The sequence below is a fragment of the Thalassotalea castellviae genome, assembly GCF_031846185.1.
In the GTDB taxonomy this organism is placed as follows: Bacteria; Pseudomonadota; Gammaproteobacteria; order Enterobacterales; family Alteromonadaceae; genus Thalassotalea_H; species Thalassotalea_H castellviae.
The window spans coordinates 243,465-263,034 of sequence record NZ_JAVRIF010000003.1; the positions used below are offsets into that span (position 1 = coordinate 243,465).

At 36.4% G+C, this 19,570-nt stretch carries 15 protein-coding genes; 12 read left to right on the forward strand and 3 right to left on the reverse strand.

All coding sequences use genetic code 11. From position 1 onward, the window contains the following. Nucleotides 1-98 precede the first annotated feature (98 nt). A complete protein-coding gene (locus RM573_RS07365; RefSeq protein WP_311579519.1) occupies nt 99-941 on the reverse strand; it encodes an HDOD domain-containing protein in 843 nt (280 codons plus the stop codon). A gap of 221 nt (nt 942-1,162) precedes the next feature. On the opposite strand from RM573_RS07365, the gene RM573_RS07370 reads away from it, so the two are divergent. Then, entirely contained in the window at nt 1,163-2,251 is a 1,089-nt protein-coding gene (locus tag RM573_RS07370) for a WD40/YVTN/BNR-like repeat-containing protein (RefSeq protein WP_311579522.1), read from the forward strand. A gap of 88 nt (nt 2,252-2,339) precedes the next feature. Here RM573_RS07370 and RM573_RS07375 read toward each other — a convergent pair whose 3' ends face one another. Then, nucleotides 2,340-3,458, reverse strand: a complete 1,119-nt coding sequence (locus tag RM573_RS07375) for an NF038122 family metalloprotease (protein ID WP_311579525.1) — start codon at nt 3,456-3,458, stop codon at nt 2,340-2,342. A 605-nt stretch (nt 3,459-4,063) separates the two neighbouring features. On the opposite strand from RM573_RS07375, the gene RM573_RS07380 reads away from it, so the two are divergent. The 10 genes from RM573_RS07380 to RM573_RS07425 all read left to right on the forward strand — a co-directional run bounded on the left by RM573_RS07380 (nt 4,064) and on the right by RM573_RS07425 (nt 18,985). Further along, complete coding sequence (locus RM573_RS07380) at nt 4,064-8,011, forward strand: hybrid sensor histidine kinase/response regulator transcription factor (protein WP_311579528.1); 3,948 nt, start codon at nt 4,064-4,066, stop codon at nt 8,009-8,011. Nucleotides 8,012-8,133: 122 nt separating this feature from the next. Then, complete coding sequence (locus RM573_RS07385) at nt 8,134-9,591, forward strand: hypothetical protein (protein ID WP_311579531.1); 1,458 nt, start codon at nt 8,134-8,136, stop codon at nt 9,589-9,591. Between the two features lie 14 nt (nt 9,592-9,605). Further along, nucleotides 9,606-9,992, forward strand: coding sequence for a hypothetical protein (locus RM573_RS07390; RefSeq protein WP_311579534.1), 387 nt, complete (start codon nt 9,606-9,608; stop codon nt 9,990-9,992). 74 nt (nt 9,993-10,066) lie between these two features. Beyond that, complete coding sequence (locus RM573_RS07395; RefSeq protein WP_311579536.1) at nt 10,067-10,285, forward strand: hypothetical protein; 219 nt, start codon at nt 10,067-10,069, stop codon at nt 10,283-10,285. 185 nt (nt 10,286-10,470) lie between these two features. Then, nucleotides 10,471-14,421, forward strand: a complete 3,951-nt coding sequence (locus tag RM573_RS07400; protein ID WP_311579538.1) for a S8 family serine peptidase — start codon at nt 10,471-10,473, stop codon at nt 14,419-14,421. Nucleotides 14,422-15,336: 915 nt separating this feature from the next. Beyond that, nucleotides 15,337-16,671: a site-specific integrase gene (locus tag RM573_RS07405; protein WP_311579540.1), complete on the forward strand. Its 1,335-nt coding sequence runs from the start codon at nt 15,337-15,339 to the stop codon at nt 16,669-16,671. Continuing rightward, nucleotides 16,668-17,297 carry a hypothetical protein gene (locus tag RM573_RS07410; RefSeq protein ID WP_311579543.1) on the forward strand — a complete coding sequence of 210 codons (630 nt, stop codon included), beginning with the start codon at nt 16,668-16,670 and terminating at the stop codon, nt 17,295-17,297. The genes RM573_RS07405 and RM573_RS07410 overlap by 4 nt, the downstream gene beginning before the upstream one ends. Nucleotides 17,298-17,386: 89 nt before the next feature. Continuing rightward, on the forward strand, nt 17,387-17,590 hold the full coding sequence (locus RM573_RS07415; protein WP_311579546.1) for a helix-turn-helix domain-containing protein: 204 nt from the start codon (nt 17,387-17,389) through the stop codon (nt 17,588-17,590). Between the two features lies 1 nt (nt 17,591). Further along, a complete protein-coding gene (locus RM573_RS07420) occupies nt 17,592-18,068 on the forward strand; it encodes a hypothetical protein (RefSeq protein WP_311579549.1) in 477 nt (158 codons plus the stop codon). 278 nt (nt 18,069-18,346) lie between these two features. Continuing rightward, nucleotides 18,347-18,985, forward strand: coding sequence for a YagK/YfjJ domain-containing protein (locus RM573_RS07425; protein ID WP_311579552.1), 639 nt, complete (start codon nt 18,347-18,349; stop codon nt 18,983-18,985). Here the strand turns inward: RM573_RS07425 and RM573_RS07430 are convergent. Beyond that, entirely contained in the window at nt 18,982-19,203 is a 222-nt protein-coding gene (locus tag RM573_RS07430) for a hypothetical protein (RefSeq protein ID WP_311579555.1), read from the reverse strand. The two genes, RM573_RS07425 and RM573_RS07430, sit on opposite strands and share 4 nt — an antisense overlap. Before the next feature lie 71 nt (nt 19,204-19,274). Between RM573_RS07430 and RM573_RS17510 the strand changes: the two genes are divergently transcribed. Then, a complete protein-coding gene (locus tag RM573_RS17510) occupies nt 19,275-19,508 on the forward strand; it encodes a recombinase family protein (protein ID WP_432280225.1) in 234 nt (77 codons plus the stop codon). The last annotated feature ends 62 nt before the right edge of the window (nt 19,509-19,570 follow it).

Below are 19,570 nucleotides of genomic sequence, written 5' to 3' on the forward strand. Positions count from 1 at the left end.
GGCTAGTTTTACTCATAGCTCGACAAATTGACGAGCTAGTTTGTTCAGCTTAATTGTTTTTGCCTAATTCAGCGCTTCATTCGTTAAGAAATTACTCATTAATCTTGAAAATCAGCACTGTCTTCAAGTAAATCTTGATAATCTTCTTCGTCGATATCTAATAAAGTAAAAATTGAATCTTGTAGGTAAGCCCAGTCAGATGCATCCCGAAAGTGCTTATGGTTATGAACAATATTTTCTGCCATTTTAAGGGTAGCAAAGTAATATTGTTCACTTTGATTGGTTAAGATATTTAGAAATGTTCGGTCATGATGACAGAGAATTAACTGACAAATATCTTTTGGTAATCGCCATGATGAAGCAACATAATAACCTAATGTGGCATGATTAACTTGATAAATACTTTCCTCGATGGATGTTAATGTTTCACTAGGCGTTTTCATCGCATGTTCATAGGTTTCAGTGTAATCATCATATTTCATTGCCATGACAGGGATCCCGCAATCATGAAATAATCCGATGGAAAATAACTTATCTGAAGAAAGTGGCTGTTTAATTGATTTGCCAATAAAGACATTGGTATTAGCGATATTACTGGCATTTGTCCAAAATTCTTCTAAAGCAATCCCGCAGTCGTTTTGTTTAAAACTACGCTTGATTAATGTATTTGTCACTAATGAGAGAATACCGTTTACACCAATATAACGAGCGGCTTTGTGAATATCAGCAATTGAACGGGCTAAACCATAGACGGGTGAGTTGATGGTTTTAAGTACCGTCGCAGAAACGGCAACATCCTGAGCGATAGTATCTGCTATCACATTAATATCTGGATCATCCTCTGCCATAAGTGATTGTAATTTTAACAACAACTCAGGCTGTGCTGGCACTGAGAATCCGCGTCCGATATCTGCAATTACTTTGTCATCAATAGTTAGCATTTTTAAGGGGTATTATTTTAAGTTTATTAACTTACTGGGAAAATCAATGTATTAACTATCGCTTAAATCTTGCCAACATACAATGATAACCGCTGTTTATCATTACCATAAGCTTATTTTAAAGCACTAGATTTTTACCGTTCGTATAAAGTAATAAGCTTGTTATTTACGTAAAATTGTTGAATAGTAAAATGGTTTATAATTCATAAAAAATTTTCTATATGTTAAAAAAATCAACAACTAACCGGTTTAAAAGTTATTTCGGTTTGCCATTTCTACTGGCAATCATGTTTATGGGGATTGCTCAATCAGCATCAGCGACAATGTCGATTGATTTACCTCAATGGCAATATATCACAATGAAAGGCAGTCCTTCACTTCGTGGCAGCGCTATGATTGATCATTCATACTGGGTAACTGGTAGCAATAATAGTATTTTTGTTAGCCAAGACGGAGGTAAGACATGGCAAAATAAATCTGTTGACTCAACCATGAAAACAGATTTTAGAGATATTGCTTTATTTGACTATCAAACTGCAATCATTATGGGGGTAGGCAATGGTCAATCTTCGATGTTATATAAAACAGTTGATGGGGGAGAAAATTGGCAGTTACTTTATCAAAATACTGATGAACAGGGCTTTTTTGATTCAATAGCTTTTTGGGATCACAATACAGGATTGTTACTTGGCGATCCTGTTGATGGTTACTATGTGATTAAAAAAACGCTTGATGGTGGAAAAACATGGCGAAGAATAGCCAAACATAAGCTTCCGCCGATATTGGATAAAGAAGCTGCATTTGCTGCCAGTGGCAACACTTTGATTGTGGGAGAAAAGGGCAAAGCTTATTTTACCACTGGGGGATATTCAGCATCAGTTTATGTGAGCGAAGACTTTGGTGAATCTTGGCAACGTCAGGCGGTGCCATTGTATCAAGAAACACAAACGGCAGGCGGCTACGGTTTAGCACTAAATCATAAACAAAAACCTTTTGTTTTAGGTGGAGATTATCTACAACGACCTAAACAATATGCCAATATGGCAAGCTTCGATAATAACGTTTGGGTTACAGTGAATTCAGGTGAAAATGGTTTAAGGACTGCCATGAGTTGCCAAGGTAATATTTGTATAACTACAGGTAAAACAGGGATTGATGTCTCTTTTACTGCGGGGCAACATTGGCAGGTTTATCCTGGTCAAAATACCACAGAAGGTGATAACGGCTTTTATACGATAACTTCGGATAAGTTTGTATTTCTTGCTGCTGGTGCTGATGGAAAAGTAGGGATTTTGTCGTTTCAACGTTAATAAAAAACAAATGTTAAAATAAAAAACGCTAGAAAGTTACTTACTAGCGTTCCATATTTAAATGCTATTTTATTAAAAATAGTTTTTATTATTTTATTTTTCTGCGACGTGATGCTACTAAACCTAACGTCGCTAAACCAAATAATGCGATTGTTGAAGGTTCTGGAACCGTTGCGGTACGTAAATCCCAACCAATAACATCAAATGCCAATAAATCGTAACCAGTGACATCTACAAATTCACCTGGTGCCGCGGTTGGATCTAATGCGCCAATATCCAAATGATCTTTCCAATGACTTGCTTGATTGCCATCACCCGTAACTATGCCGGTAGACATTGGTGCTAAGTTTGTTGCGCCACCATCAATCGAGAAATAGCTATTTCCTCCCGCTCGAAAATCTTTAACGCCCGCACTTACTTGATAGCTTTCCTCTGAGTAACGGAATAAGTCTAAAGTAGCGGCAATCGCATAGTTATCTAAATCGAAAGCATAATCTGAGTTTGGATCGTTATCGTTATATCTATCATATACATCCACACCACTTACAAATCCTAATGCATGGCCAATCTCATGGATTGCTACGCCAACAAAATCCCATTTATCCGAATCAATACCGTCAGAAGGGTCAAAATCAAATGCAAAAGTGTTACTAAAGACAATATAAGCATCAGAGTTTGAGAAAGGATTGCCAAAAAGATCGGTTGTGAAACCTAATGCCTTAGCATTTGCTTGGGTCATATCTAAAAAAAAGTTATCGTTAGAGCCGTCTGCATCATGCTCTGTGATATCATTGCCATTAATATCTTGCTCAGTATCTAAAAAAGTCATCCCGCACATTGGTTCACCTTGTGGGGCACATTGTAGGTTATTAGTGGCAATTTGATCTCCTACAGATGTAGCATCGTCAATCATTTTATAGGCAGTATCGTGGTACGATTGCAGCGAATATGTTGAACTAGTACCACCTAAAGTGGTTTCTCCAAGAGAATCAAAGGCAATTGTTAAATTAACAGTCACACTGTCGGTAAACATACTTTCCCAAAATGATGCTGCTTGCTGGAAGCCAGCTAAGGCTTGTTGCCCTTTGGTGTCAGCAAATTGACTAGGCTCATAGTCTAAAGCAATGGTAGTCGCATTAGCCGTGGAAGTTGCTAACATTGCGCTTAAAACTGCGCCGGTAAGTAATGAAGTTTTTGACGTAAACATATATCGTATCTCTAAAGTTATTATTTTGATTATTACGGTCTGAAAATGTTAATTTTTTGTTAAGGTAGATGTATGCGATTTTTGTTCCAACATATTTTATTCTTTAAAAACAGGTTGTTAGCATGATGTTGAAATATTGGATTTTAATGTTGTAAAAAAACTCGACACTTAATTGTGATATTTCAGTTACATGTAGAATGCTTTTTATATTCGTTTAACTCAATATCTATAGGTTTTATCGGTTATTTATTCTTTGTTGGTAGTAAAAAGTGAAGAATACATACCACTAATAGAAAATGAACTAAAATTGGCGTAATAATCCAGTAAGAATATTGCGCTAACAAGTCAGCTAAAAACTCATAGGTAGATCTCCTGATACAATTCCAGAAATTGCTCAAATATAATTTAGGAAAAATTGTTTCCTAAGCTTACTAATGTTTGATCTTGGATAATTTTGGAATCGGAATTTTGCGAGATAAAAATGAAGGTTCAGTGTCTCTATGTGAAGCATTAAAAGTCACATTGTCGGATACCAACATGAGTTTGTCGGTTAAGTGTATGAGACAGAGTAAGAAATAAAGTATGATTTGTTTATCTTTATAATTTTGAAAAAATTAAATTCAATTATGGTGTTACTGCGGACATTTTTACTTTTTTTCTTCATCTATTCGACCTCATCAGGTGCGCAATTATTACCTAACCCTAATTACATCAGCTATAACATTGAAGATGGGTTATCCAATAGTATGGTATACACCATTAGTCAAGACGATGATGGTTATATGTGGTTCGGTACTGAAGATGGACTGAACCGTTTTGATGGTAAGAATTTCAAGGTTTACCGTTATGATCCGACTGATAGTAAAAGTTTGGCAGGGAATAGTATTAATCAGGTTTACTTGGCGCCTGATAATTCGCTATGGATCGCGACCCACAATGGGATTAGTCAATATGATAAGAAAATGGACAGTTTTAACAACTTCAGTGTTTCTAACGGCTTGTCTCACAATAACATTCAATCAGTGCTTAAAGTTGGTAAAGAACTATGGTTAGGTACAGATAATGGTTTAAATGTTGTCAACCTAATAACACAAGAAGTGACCGTTTTTCCTATTAATGATAACGGTCAAGGTACGAGCCATAAATGGATACGCTCACTCGCGCATCAAGGAAATTACGTTTGGATTGCTACATGGGGAGGCGGCTTAAATCGCTATGATCTTAGGTTAAAGCGTTTTGACTACTTTCGTCATGATTTGCATGATAATAGGAGCCTAAGTGCCGATACTGTATATACTGTATTTAATACGGCTCAGAATGAAATTTGGCTTGGCACGGTCCAAGGGGGCTTAAGTCGTTTTATCGCAAATTGTCAGTGTTTTGAACGATTAAACCCAAGTCAAGGCTATCAACTGGTAACAGTCCCTGATTTGGCTGAAGGTGCTAATTCGTTATGGGTTGCAACGAATAATGGTTTGAGTCAATTTTCATTTGAAACACAAACATTCAATCATTACTCAATGCTTAAACCTTTTGAGCTTGGCAATATCACCCGTGATATTCGCTCAGTATTTATAAGTCGTGATGGCACTATTTGGCTAGGTAGTTATCAAGGCGGTGTACTTGCTATTCCGGCGAATGGCTTTGCCATTCAAACCTATCAATATTCTGAACAGGCTCATAATAGCCTTATTTCTGACGATATAAATTCATTAATGTTCAAAAATGGTTATCTTTGGACAGGTGCCGTTGGTGGCTTATTTCGCTACCCAATCAGTGATAGCGGAGCGTTAGGTAAAGCCGAGTTAGTGCTTGATGCCTTCACCTTAAAAATAGAACCGTCCAGTGATGGCAGCTTTTGGTTGGCGACAAATAATGGTTTATATCACCTTGATGCAGAACTTAACACGATCTCCCTCAATGATCATACCAAGCTAATACCCGACAAAGCAGGAGAAGGAGCCGTTTTAGATGTAGTTGAAACTGCCCAAGGTCAGATTTTCGTAGCGAATTGGCGTGGTGGATTAACAACACTGCTGGATGAATATCAGGGGGAGTTTAAGCAAGTGGGTGTTAATGGTGAAGCACGTGGAATCAAAGCAAACTCTAATATTTATGCGCTTGCAGAAGACTTGAATAACCAACTTTGGATTGGCACGATGGACGGGGTGAATCGTTATGATATTGTAAATGATGAAATTCACCACTACCCATTACAATTAAGCGGTAACCAACCTCCAGTGACTGTGTATTATGTATATGTAGAAGGTGCAGAGCTATATCTTGGCACTAGCAACGGGGTTTATCAATATCAAACCTCTTCAGACACCTTTAAGCACTACCCCCTTCCTCTAAAAAGTCACTATATACAAGCAATAGCCAAAGAATCACAAAGCATTTTTTGGCTGTCGACTTTCAATGGACTGTATCGTTGGGATAAATCAACCAATCAAATAAAAGCATTTTATAAACGTGATGGCTTACAAAGTAGTGAGTTCAATACTAAAGGCGTTGCTATTGGAGATGATGGAAATCTTTATTTTTCTGGTATCGATGGTGTTTCGAGAATTCGTTCCGAACGATTATTGCAAAGTAATTTTGCTGCTAATTTAAAGTGGATTTCACCCGTTAGCCAAACTATAGTTAGTGATACCCTATATTTAGAACTCACTCAATCAAAAAACACCATTTCGCTTGAGTACTTCGTCGATGATTTTTTTCAACCAGAACAACGCCAATTTAGATATCGTTTAAATGAAGGTAGATGGATAAATAATGGTAATGCTAGCAGTATACAACTTGGTAGTTTAGCAAACGGTTTATATCGCATTGAGCTGCAATATTCACGCGATAACGAAGAATGGCAATACGCACAAAGCAATGTACAAATATTAATAAGCCCCCCTTATTATCAATCAAATGTTGCCCTAGCTTTTTACTTCTTGCTCTTCATATTAATGGGGTATGGCTATTATCGTTATAGAACAAGCTTTCTGTTAAGGAAAAAAGCGCAACTTCAGAAAACAGTAAATGAAAAAACGGCTGAACTAGCCGCTACGTTGGAGCAAAAAAATCAGCTGTTTGCCAATATCTCTCACGAACTTAGAACACCAATTACGTTAATAAATGCCCCAATTGAACAATTAGCTCAACAACCTAATTTAACTGAGCAGCAAAAAAAGCTTATTCACTTGGCTCAAAATAATGGCAAACGATTATTTGGTTTGGTTGAACGGATATTACATCTTAGTAAAGTTGAACAAAAAGAAAAGCAAGTTGAGTCCATTAATATTGATGATCTGCTTATTCGTTATGTCATTGCTTTTAATCCTTTAATGCAACAGAAGAAGATTGAACTGCAACAGCAGCTTAGTAGCAATGCAATTATAGAAGCTGATAGAGAAGATCTGGTCTCCATACTGGAGAATCTACTTTCTAATGCGTTGAAATACACCCAAGCTGGTGGTTGGGTAAAACTCAACTCAACGTTGAACGAAGGAAATTATCAGCTTAGTGTTGAGAACAAGCATTCAGGATTAACAGCTAAGCAAATCGACAAAATATTTGAGCGATTTGAGCGCTTAGGCCAATCCGATTCAGAGCAAGGCTTTGGTTTGGGTTTATCACTCGTAAGAGATATTTGCCGTCAAAATGGTTGGAATATAAAATGCTTAAGTAAAACTGGCTCTGTCATTTTTATTTTAACTATTGATGGTTTTTGCATAGAGAGCAATCAAAGCACTCCAGCTCAAAGGCAAATCGTAGAGCTGGGCGCTAATAAAACTAGAGCAAGTAAACAAGAGCGACAATCATTATTGATTGTCGAAGACAATGATGAACTTCGTGGATTTTTGGTTGATTTGCTATCAAGAGATTATAAAGTTACCAGTGAAGACAACGGTTCTAAAGGAGTAGAGGCTGCTATAGAGCAGATCCCTGACTTAATTATTTCAGATGTGATGATGCCTGAATTGAATGGTTTCTCGCTGGTTAAAGCCCTTGCTGAGCATGACAATACCAGCCATATCCCTACTATATTATTAACAGCAAAAGCGGATGAAGAAAGCGAATTAACAGGGCTAGAAGTGGGGGCGGTAGACTATATAACAAAACCTTTTGAAGCTCGTCAATTGCTCTTAAAAGTCAAAAATACACTAGAGCGTCAGAAACTAAAATTTAATGTTAAACAAAGTCAATATGAACCTATCGAAACCATTATGAATGAACGCGATCAACACTTCATTGAGCGTTTAAATCAAATCGTCGAACAAAGTTATGCGAATAATGAATTTACTGTAGAGAAGCTGGTTGATGCAGTGGCAATGAGTGAAAGGCAGCTACAACGGAAACTGAAGGCATTATTTAACCAAACGCCAGCCGAGTACATTAGAAATTATCGGTTGCTAAAAGCAAAAGAATTATTGCTTGAAGGTAAATCCATTTCACTGACGTCTGATTTTGTGGGATTTAATTCTTCAAGTTATTTTAGCCGAAGTTTTAAAAGCGCTTTTGGACTATCACCAAAAGAATTCATAACAAAGCATACCAAATAAAACATAGCTGACACTGAAAAAGTCGGCTTTGTACACTTATCTGTCGGATTAGTTCACCTTCAAATAACTGAATTTACTTACCTTTATTACTATTCCCTTTTAACTTGGACAAAGGCAATTGAATGAGAACATTACAATACTTTCTAATAACACTTTTATTTTCTATATCATCAGCTTATGGCACGGATTTCGCAAATATTACAGATAACGATGATGTATATGCTTTATCATTAACACCCTCATCTAAATTAAGCACTGCAATAACTGAAAACCTCGATGGCAGTTATGATTATCAATGGGATAACTTGATTGTTTGTTACAGTCCGGCACTTGGCGGTAATGAAGAGCAAGAGATGCTCAATAAAAGCGTGAAGTGGTTCTCTAAAACTAAAGTCACCCCTTTCTTCGAACCAATTCAATATGCGAGAAACATAGAACAAATCATTGAAACAATTGAACATATTAATGAAGACAAAAAAGAATTCTCTTTATCGAAAAATAGAAAAGTACTTGAGTGGGTATCGCATAATCAACTAGGGTTAGAGAAATTATTTAGTATTAAAGATGATATGTCAGCTCAAATTAAAGGCAAATATATAAACTTAAATAACAAAGGAAAAAGAAAATTAGGTTATGAATTTCAGGAAAGCCACTTTGCATTTCCCAAAAATTCTGATTTTGTCTTGGATGGTATTAGAGGTTTATATGGTCGGGTAAACTCTAAAAAATGCGATCGAATTCTTTTTACCGGAAATGAACTTGTCCTTTTAGTGCTAAATGAAATGAAAAAAGGTACAGATAAATTTGCAACAAAATATAGGACATATGGTTCCAAACACCTACTTAATGGTTACAAAAAATTTGTTACCGCGAAATCTTCATATCTGCATCAAGGTGACATCTACTACGATAATTTCGATGATGTTTTAGCTGACGCCAAGGTAATGTGGCAGTCTTCAGATATCTATAAGAGACAAAAAGTAAGTCCTTTGTCCTTAGAAAAAATTTTAGAGGCTGAAACTGGGTATTCATACTTTGATGAACTATCTCAAAATTTAGATAAAAAAATTAGTAACTTGACTGAAGTATACGATTCAGGTGAGGGGTACTTTTTAGGAAAAAGAGATAGATACAATGTCGATTATGAGTTTTGTAGTATCAAGTATATGGAAAATGAAGAAACGGGTTTTGCAGTATCAAGTCAATTGTTTCAGGGTGAACCTAAATCAAGTTATATTGCTCGAGACTTGAAAGCTTTATTTAATCACGTAATTAAGGATCTAAACCATTGTGGAATTATTTTAGCAAAAAACTCGGATCTAAAACTGCTAGAAAAGCCTTTTGAAAGAAAAAATATAAAATTCGAACTGCTACCTGTTTATAAAACCATCGAAGAATACGAGTTAGTAGATAAAAAAATTACTCAAGAAAAATTACAACGGAAAATATGGGAACAAGAACTAGCTACCCAGCAACGAGAAGTTATGTGCGGAACCTATTTAAAAGCATTACAAGCGGCATGTGCTGTAAATGGGGAAAACTGTTTACGATGGCAATATGTCAAAAATAGTTGTAATTAATTGCTGCTTGAAAATTGCAAAACTATAACTGCGATATATCTGATGACCCTTATTCATCAAGCAACCATTATGACCTAGGCTATACCAACGGTGGCTACGATGAAAACTATGATGGTAAAGTCGATCATATCGAAGCATTTTCTAGTTGGGATTTTTCCCAGCTAGAGCGTGTTCTTCATTCTGGTATAGAACATAAAGATTACTTTTGGGTGAATATTGATACATGCTTTCAATTTCACGTAAAGGCTAGCGATTTTTATGAAAACCAAACAATGCCAGTTTTTTATCAAACCTGCCGTGATTTCTCCTACTCAGTTTATTCACCTCAGAAAGAATTAATTGGCAAAGACACAGGAACAGGATGCCGCAACTTTACCAATCATAAGTGGGAAATTATGTAACTTGTCGGTTAAGTACAAGTGTAACGGAACATTTTAATTAGAAAGTGTCTAGTGAAATAAGGGAGGTCCAGTCTATGCCCAAAGTTCGAAGTGGTATTGGTAAATTACTGAACAGAATGGGAATTGAGTCAATTGGTAAAAGTGGGAGAGGTGCTCTTTATGAATTACTTGAACCAGATGTTTTTCGTGAAAAATTTAGTGCTTTATTAGGACATTCATCAAACGAAATATTTGATTATACCTGTACTACCTATATCACCTATCCAGATAAAAATTACTTGGATAGGTGGTAAAGGTGGGAGAGTTATAAATAGGTTTTAAATTGTCAAAGTCGTTAACTTGGAGTTCGGTAAATAACTGTACTAAGAAAATATATTTATGTTTGATTCACACATATTTAACATTAAGATATGATCAGAACAACTAATGGATTACGCTCTTGTTGAATCAATAATAAATATAAATGGATTTTCAAATTATGTCTAAGTTTCACCCATACTTCATCACTGATTATTTAAAGAATAATATTTTAAAAGTTACAAACACGATAATTTCAAAGTTCAGAATTCGGTTTATCTTTTTGTTGTTGGCTTTTCCCGTCACTACGCTCTTTGCAGCTCAATCAACGCCGCAAATCATTTTAAATATTCAAAAAGGTCACCAGATCTTTGATGCAAAAACGAGGATCCTAGTTGTTGATGAAAATAAAAATGAAGTGAGTTCGATTTCTAAAAACACCGGAAATACTGAAAGATACGTCATCGAATTTGAGTCAGCTAAAAACTCTTACGAAACAAAAGAAAGAAGTTCACCTCTTCCATACTCAACAACAAGAGTAAGTCAAAGGAAAGCACAACAGCTTCAACTTAAAACTCAGCTTGTTAAAGCTAAATTGATAGAAAAAGAAATTCGAAGCCTTAATCGCCTCTCAAACGTATTGGTTGTTGAAGCAACCTCTGAAAATGCGAAAGAAATAAGCATGTATAAAAGCGTTAAATCAATCCGTAAAGAGCACAAGTATCAAGTTTCGTTAGATGACAGTGTACCTTTAATTAATGCCGATGAAACTTGGTTAAGGCTGGATTCGGATGGGCAGTCAGTTACTGGTACTGGAATTAAAATAGCTATCATTGATACCGGTATTGACTACAGTCATAGTGCACTTGGTACTTGTATGGGAGAAGAGTGTAAAGTACTCGGTGGTTATGATTTCGTCAACAATGATAGTGACCCTATGGACGATCATGGTCATGGCACTCATGTGGCTGGTATCGCTGCAGCAAACAGTGATGAAATTAAAGGCGTTGCGCCAGATGTACTGCTATATGCCTACAAGTCTTTAGATTCAAACGGTTTAGGCTGGGAGACGGATATCATTGCGGCCATCGAGGCTGCAGCTGACCCAGATAATAACCCGGCAACAGACGATGCAGTCGACATAATAAATATGAGCCTTGGCGGCATTGATAATGGCTCCTCGCTTATGGATGAAGCGGTCAGAGAAGTAGTTGAAATGGGGGTAACCGTTGTAGTTGCTGCTGGAAATGATGGTATAAGGCCTGACTTTAGTATTAACCGCAACTCACTAGCAAATGAACCCTCTGTTATTACGGTAGGAGCAACTACCAAACAAGACCGTATAGCGTATTTTTCAAGTACCGGGCATGCGGAAACAACAACACATCTTAAGCCTGAAATTTCTGCACCGGGTAGTAGTATTCTGTCGTCGGTACTTGGTAATAACCTTGAAGAAAAAAATGGTACTAGTATGGCTGCGCCTCATGTTGCTGGTGCTGCGGCCCTTATTTTACAATCTCGCCCAGATACTAGCCCCGATCTTTTAAAGCGTTTTTTAATGGCTGGAGCGGTTGATTTAGGTGAATCGCCTGTTAGACAAGGTATTGGAAGAATTGACGTAGAGAAGAGCTTAAATGCACAATTTATTGTAGAAACTGACTTAATTCATTTAGGGAAATTGGTAAATTCCGACACTAATTCATGGTCTATCGACAAAACTTTTACCATCACCAATATTCATAATGAAGAATTGTCGGTTCAGCTAACAATACCAAGTGGCTACCCATCTGAAATCAGCTTTGAATTGTCTCAAACAAATGTAACTCTTGATGCCAACAGTTCGTTAGAAGTAAAGCTCAATGCAGTAATTAATGATGTGATAAATTTCCCATTCCCAAATAATGGTTCGTATATCTATTTTGATGGTGTTTCAATTGAGTCGACCAATCAAATCTACCAACTACCCGTCATTTTAGATCGTTCATACAGTCTTAACATCGTGAACTCTTCGAACGAAGAAATCAACATATCTGCCTTTCCTTTTAATGGAAATTTTAATTTTAATGAAGAGGTTGAACCTAATACTACCAAAACTATTCCGGTTGCGTTTGAAAAAGCGCTTATTAAAGCCCAATACGGAAATTCTTTTGTAGGCTTGACTACGAAGCCTGATTGGATGAATACAGACGCTGTTCTAGTCGGCTACGAGGTATTTACCACTGACTTTATAAATGGTCAAGATACTATCGAGCTAGACACTCAGTACCTGACACAAATTCTTGGCGTTGGAGAGATAAACAGCTCTGAAATTGATGTGGACCTTAGCTCGCTTAAATCCAAGTATTCAATCTTACAATTTGATGGCGAGTTTCATTATCCACACTCCGACATGATTTATAACAGCGACTTAGTTTACTATCAGTTTGGCCGTATTTCACCAGATGTGTCGGTAAATTATCAATCTATTGTTAATTTCAAGAACGATGAATTATTTAACGATAATAAGTCCCATTTTTACTCTATTTCCAACAAAGTCGAAGAATTAAATCCGGATTCTCTCATTAACCTCAACATAGATACAGATGTCCATTACGAGATATTATTGGATGAAACAGCCATGAGCATTCAAAACGTTACCCCAGCAATCAGCGCTTATGGAATTACAGGAATACAACTTCCACAAAATAGAGAAAGAATTGTATTCCACACCACAGAAACGAACTTATCAGAAAAGTTTTATATCGAATTGGGATTGGTGGGCGATGTGGAATCTGACTACATGCAAGTATCTTCAACTGGACGTATGTGGTTCACAAACGATGGACTTCATAAAGTCATTACCAATGATAATTACAATGTTGAAAAATCCTTGCTAACTATTAAGGAAAATGCCCTTGAAGTAAGAGCTAGAGGCTCCTTCTTTAACCCTCAAATATCTAAAATCTCTGACAACAAAATAGAGTTAACCTCGACCGGAAAGTTTAAAGGTAGCGTAGCCTTTATTCAAGACTTGTCTGGAAACTTATATTCAAACGCACTCAACCAAAGCTACATTTGGTATTGTGATGGTGAACTAGAAGAGCTTTCGGTTCCTCGCAGAGGTGATTATGAGTTTTCAATTGAATTGGTTTCAAGCCAAAATGGCTGTGCAGAAAGAAGCTTAACCATCTCTTTTGATACCTTCCTCGACTCAAGGAAGTTTACATCAAGCGTGAAGATTGACATAGAAGAGGGCTCATTTTTTGAGTTCCCCAGTTTTTTCCTGAAAGTAAATAGTGGTGATGAATTAGTTACTGACCAAATTGTTAATAAAGACAATTCAGTATTAACCTTAGTTAGCGACAGCGTTCTACCACAAGACTTGCAGGCTTATATTCGTCGAGATTCAGGTGAGTGGATAGAACTGCAAAAAAATGACTCTAATTCATTCAAATTACCCATTTCAGAAGGTTCATTCACTGCTGACATTAAACTTGTGACAACAAGTTACGAACAAACTTTAAATGGACTTTTTTACATCGGAACAGATGTTGGCGAGGTTAGTGACTTTGATTCAGACGGTATACCAGATGATATCGACAGCGACGATGATAACGACGGGGTAGAAGACCACGAAGACGCCTTTCCATTTGATTCTTCAGAACAATATGACACTGACAATGACGGTATAGGTAATAAAGCAGATACAGATGATGATAATGATGGTGTTTTAGATAGTAGTGATGCTTTTCCGTTAGATGCTAGTGAGTTTGTTGATACCGACGTTGATGGAATTGGTAATAATGCAGATACAGACGATGATAATGATGGTGTTTTAGATAGTAGTGATATCTTCCCATTAGATGCAAATGAAAGTGAAGATACGGATGGAGATGGTATTGGTAATAATGCTGATACAGATGATGATGGCGATGGTGTAACGGACAGCTCTGATGCGTTCCCGTTGGATTCAAGTAAGTCCGTAGTGCCAGAAACTCAAAGCCCTAGTAGTTCAGGAGGCGGAGGTTCTTCTAGTGGTTTTATATTCTTATTATTGTTTATGAGTATTATTCTTCGAAAATTTGAACGAAGCAGAAACGCCCACCCAAATGACTACATAAAGTCTACACATAAATCCGTAACACACGTATAAGGTTGATATTCAATGGCTTTATGGCGTTAAATGAAATAATAAGCTGTTATTCGTTTTAATTACTGATAACAGCTTATTATTTAAAGCTTAAAAAAACGATTAATATCAATATGTTTATGGGGTTTACTAGTAACCATGTAGACAATATGTAGTCTCATGAGATAGAGATTATCAATTATAATGGTGTTACCTATTTTTAAATCAAAATTAATGTTACGACAACAAATGCCACATAGCGGACATTAGCTCTAATGCTCTAGAATTGTATTTCGATTAGTTTTTATGTCGAATTGTAGTGATCAACAAATTTCCCCTTCGTTTAGACATAGTTCATCTAACCTCTGATTGATTTCAATTAGCCCATCAATGTCATTAGAAACCTGTAGATATTTTTTTATAATCTTTTCGGTGATGAGACGATAGCTAATGTCAACTAAGCGCACTTTGTTGTCGTTATATTATTAATGATTAGTACAGTTTATTAGAACTGCATTGACCAAGTCACTCTCATTCCCTCTATAGCCATTAGCCATTCAGAAACCTTAAAGTTCACTTAAAAAGATATGAGGTAATCTTTTGCTTATGAAGCTACATATTTGCTACAAAGTTAATTTAATTAGCTTGGTTGTTAGTAGGTAATTACGCTGTAAGGCTTGTTAGTAGTGGTGGCCCCTCCCTGACTTGAACAGGGGACCTGCCGATTATGAGTTCTTTTTTTGCTCTTTCTTTTTAAATCTATTATTATCTCTATATCGCTACAACTCAATTAAATCAATATCTATGGGCTGTTGTTGTTTTTAGGTTAAATCTATTTTTAAGGCGTCCATAAGGCGTCCACGAAAAAATAGGCGTCCATAAGGCGTCCAGATTTTGCTAAGAATAACGCCTGTATGTGACTTGAACAGGGGATCGCATATGGGTAATAGTAATTCACTACCTTTCAGAGATGACCGCATAAAAGCTTTAACAGAGCTTGGAGAATATAAAGATTCTTCATTGTCTGGTTTTGGCCTACGGATAACTAAGAGTAAAAAAACTTTCCAAGTTAGGCGCAAGCGTAAAGGTAAAGATATCCGCGTGAAAATTGGCGAGTACCCAGCCATGAACTTAAAGCAGGCAAAAGACAAAGCATACAAGGTACTGTCTGATATTGAGAATGGAATAAACCCTAATGAACAACGTAAAGAACATGAGAACCAAGCAGTCACTTTAGATTTTGTATTTAATGCTTATCTCGCCAGCAAGTCATTAAAAGAAAAAACGGTACTAGGCTATAAACAGGCCATAACTTGTTACCTTAAAGAGTGGCAAAATAAACCGCTTATAAAACTAAATGAAGATGAAGTTACTTATATTCACCAACAAGTAAGCAAGCGCAGTAAAGCACAAGCTGATTTGATGGCTAGGGTATTACGTGCAATTTTTAACTTTGCTAAATATGAATATCGCGGCACTGATGATGTGTTTATCTTTAACGAAAACCCCGTAAAAATTCTATCCCATAAGCGCCAATGGAATCACGTTCCAAGAAAGCAAACTCGTATAAGACCTACCGAATTAAAACAGTATTTAACCGCAGTAAATGAAGTTAGAAACAATCCTGAATATGATCGCTTTACCCGTTCAGTTTGTGATGCGGTGGAGTTTGCATTATTCACAGGTTTGAGAAAACAAGAAGTATTAAACATTGAATGGCAAAGGGTAAACTTAAAAGATGGTTACTTTTGGATTGATGAAACTAAAAACGGTGATCCGTTAGAGTTACCCATTACTGATACCCTAAGAAAAATATTAATGCGTTGTTGGTCTGAGCGTGATGAAGCAGCACGTTATGTTTTTGTTGGTAAAACTAACGGACAAGCGATTAAAGAACCTAAGTATGTATTGGAGAAAATCAATAACGCCACTAAGCAAGAGGATAATCAATTAATAGCTCACTGGCATGATTTAAGACGTACTTACGCCACACTTGCCGAATCTATCGGAGTTGGTGGTTACACGCTTAAAAGGCTGTTAAATCATCGTATCAAGCGAACTAATGACGTTACGGCTGGTTATGTGGTTTTATCGGCTGATGAACTCCAGGAGCCTGCAAAACGTGTTGAGCAATCAATACTTGAACACGCTAGCTTAATAGATAAAAAGCAAGGTGTAGACGCAACACTTCAAGACTTATTACAAGGTGTTAGCGAAGAACAAAAACGCGCAATAATATTTCAGTTGTCCCAAGTTAAGGAAAACTCTAAGTGAAATATTTATTAACTGATCATCAAAAGAATGAACTTGCTCATTTATTCAATATTGAGCTAACCGAACAATTTACAAAGGACTTATTCCTAAACATTGAATACATGATGGAAGAGCCTTTCTTACCTGATAAAGGTTCAAATAAATCAATTATGAAAGACAAAATAGCATTGCTAAAAGACGTTTCTAAAGCGGCCAAAAATTTGAGACGTCTATTAACCAGAGTTGATGCTTTTACACTTGAGAGTATTGATTCTAAGTTAGGCTCTCAACTTGGTAAGTCATATGAGCATGAAACCATTAAAGTTGGAGATAAAGCCGCAACATGCTGGGATTCAATATCATCAAAAGATGCTGTTAAAGAAATAGAAAATGAAGCTGAATTTCTGTCCTGCCATTACAAAGAAAATTACAAAACAAAATCTACTTGGGTTATTGAAGGGTTATTAAACTCTTGGCCTTATGAGTTAGGCATTAATATTACATTATCACCCCATAGTGTCTTTATTAAATATCTAGCAATTATATTAGATGAAGCTGGCTCAAATACCACTACCATCTTAAGCCAATGCCAGCGTTCTGGTTTGTTTGATCATATGGGTAATAAATCAACTTATGGCAAACTCTAAAAATTATCGCTAAGTTTGCCTTATTCAAAAAACACCTCTTTTTTTATCATTATTATTGTCGATTTGACATAGTTAAAAAGAGGTTACATATGAAAACAAATATATATCAGAACAAACTATTATCCGCAGGCGAAACTGCTGACATTCTAGGGCTCAAAGAATCAACACTAGCTCAATTTAGATGGCGAGGTGATAAACGTTTGCCTTGGGTAAAATTAGGGAAAAGCATTCGATATAAATTAGCAGATATTGAAGCGTTTATTGAGCGTTCAACTATTGGAAAAGGGGCATAGTATGAACAATAAAAAAATAGCCAGCACTCCCGAAAGAGCACCAGCCACTAGCAAGACTGATAATACACAAAATGCTCTTACTGAACAAACCATAGTTTTAAATCATATGCTAAACGGGTTGTCGATAAATCCTGATCAAGCATATTCAGAGCTAGGTATTAAACACCTTCATAGTGTCATACCTAAGATTGAACACTACATCAAAGTAAACCGCACAGAAATAAAAAGGCCGCACCCAAGAACAGGTAAGATTCGAATCATTACTAGTTACTGGATAGACGATAGTTTGATTAGGATTTATGCCTCAGCAGAGGCTAGAGAAGATCTTAAAAAACAACAAACCAGTGCTAACATTGCCAAGAGTCGAGCCAATGATAACAAGGCTTTAATAAGGCTTTGTAGCTACTGTAAACGTGAAACGATAGAGGCAAAACTGCAAGAAATATATGGGCAGCAAGCAGCAAACGATAGTAATTAGCTATATCGTTATTTAGAAGGAGCGGTAACTCGCTCCTTTTTTATATCTGCTAACTGTAAGGGTAATAACGTGTAAGTTACCTTTTAACTTCTACAACTAACTATATGATTATAAAGGGTTCGTATATTAATTGAATAGTAGAAGTAAAGCACATTATTACCTCGTAATATATTAATGGTGTATTACCGTAAGCCTGTTGGTAACGGGCATAGCAGGCTTTTCAATTAATCGTTTTATGGTGGTGTTAATAATAACACCCCTATTAGCTTGGAATATCTATGAGTATCAAACCAAGGCAATGGGCAAAGCAGCACACTAGCAGATCAAATACGTATGAGTTCAACGGTACTAAGTGGAGAGTTAAAGGTGGTGATGGAGGCCTTAACAAAAGACATCTAGCTAGACTCTTTCAACAAATGGACGTGATGCTAACTAAGTTTTCAAAAGTGTGCATTATTCAGTTTGATTTACACATGCTTGAGTACACTGCCGACAATAAAAATATGGCTGTATTTAAACGCAGGTTATTTGGAAGAATTAGCAGCAAATACAAAATACCAGAATGTGATATTGGTTACTTCTGGTGTAGAGAATATGAAAAAGGTAAGGGGCAGCACTATCATTGGGCTGTTATTGTCGACGGTAAAAAAGTTCGTTCAGGATTCCCAATAAATGCTATTGCTCAAATGGTATGGGAAAACATGGATGGTACTTTTCATATTCGTAGGTATCACCCTGTATCTCGCAATTCATATGTAAAGCAGCGTGATGCTATGGACCATTTAAGTTATTTAGCCAAGGTTAGAACCAAAGGCTATGCTGGCGATAAAGTTAAAAGTTTTTCATCGAGCAAAATTCAATACCCAGACGGTGATATTGATAACTTAAAAGGCTTGTTTATTGGATATAAAGACTAACGCCTAGCTGCTGCCATTCCTGCTTTTAAGCCTTCTCTATAGTCAGTTGAACCAATAGGAGTAATTGGCGCTATTGGGCAGATAGGAACAATAACCATATCGCCCTTTACTAATTTATAACCTTCGGCAAAACCAGCACAGAATTCTTTTTGTCCAGCTAAAGCTAGAGTACTAATCAAAAGAGTAAGAGTTGATATAAGGTAAATAAATTTTTTCATGGGTAAACGTCCAATGTTAAAATAATAATTAAACTTAGTTATAGCCTACTATTTTGAGGAATTACACTAAAATGAACAGGGATTCGCAAACAAAACACAATCAGGCGATCATTACTAAAATTTCTCTCATGCTAACCTACCCATATAAAAGGCCTAGCTATAGAGCTGTATGCCGTCGATTGAATGAAAGTGAATTTACAAGTAGTGTAGGTAATGCTTGGACTGAAAGAAGTATTTATAGAATGCTTCAAAGAAATGGCTATAGTGGGTTATGGGGACTCCAGAAATATTGTCACCATAATTAGACTACACGCCTTAAAAAGGGCATTTCTTCCTCTTATAAAAGGGCATTTTAGGACTACTAAGC

Bases quoted from the DNA above. Each gene is read 5' to 3' on its own strand.
- RM573_RS07385 (WP_311579531.1), top strand. From the start codon at position 8,134: ATGAGAACATTACAATACTTTCTAATAACACTTTTATTTTCTATATCA.
- RM573_RS07395 (WP_311579536.1), top strand. From the start codon at position 10,067: ATGCCCAAAGTTCGAAGTGGTATTGGTAAATTACTGAACAGAATGGGA.
- RM573_RS07415 (WP_311579546.1), top strand. From the start codon at position 17,387: ATGAAAACAAATATATATCAGAACAAACTATTATCCGCAGGCGAAACT.
- RM573_RS17510 (WP_432280225.1), top strand. From the start codon at position 19,275: ATGAACAGGGATTCGCAAACAAAACACAATCAGGCGATCATTACTAAA.
- RM573_RS07365 (WP_311579519.1), bottom strand. From the start codon at position 941: ATGCTAACTATTGATGACAAAGTAATTGCAGATATCGGACGCGGATTC.
- RM573_RS07420 (WP_311579549.1), top strand. From the start codon at position 17,592: ATGAACAATAAAAAAATAGCCAGCACTCCCGAAAGAGCACCAGCCACT.
- RM573_RS07405 (WP_311579540.1), top strand. From the start codon at position 15,337: ATGGGTAATAGTAATTCACTACCTTTCAGAGATGACCGCATAAAAGCT.
- RM573_RS07370 (WP_311579522.1), top strand. From the start codon at position 1,163: ATGTTAAAAAAATCAACAACTAACCGGTTTAAAAGTTATTTCGGTTTG.
- RM573_RS07430 (WP_311579555.1), bottom strand. From the start codon at position 19,203: ATGAAAAAATTTATTTACCTTATATCAACTCTTACTCTTTTGATTAGT.
- RM573_RS07425 (WP_311579552.1), top strand. From the start codon at position 18,347: ATGAGTATCAAACCAAGGCAATGGGCAAAGCAGCACACTAGCAGATCA.
- RM573_RS07375 (WP_311579525.1), bottom strand. From the start codon at position 3,458: ATGTTTACGTCAAAAACTTCATTACTTACCGGCGCAGTTTTAAGCGCA.
- RM573_RS07400 (WP_311579538.1), top strand. From the start codon at position 10,471: ATGTCTAAGTTTCACCCATACTTCATCACTGATTATTTAAAGAATAAT.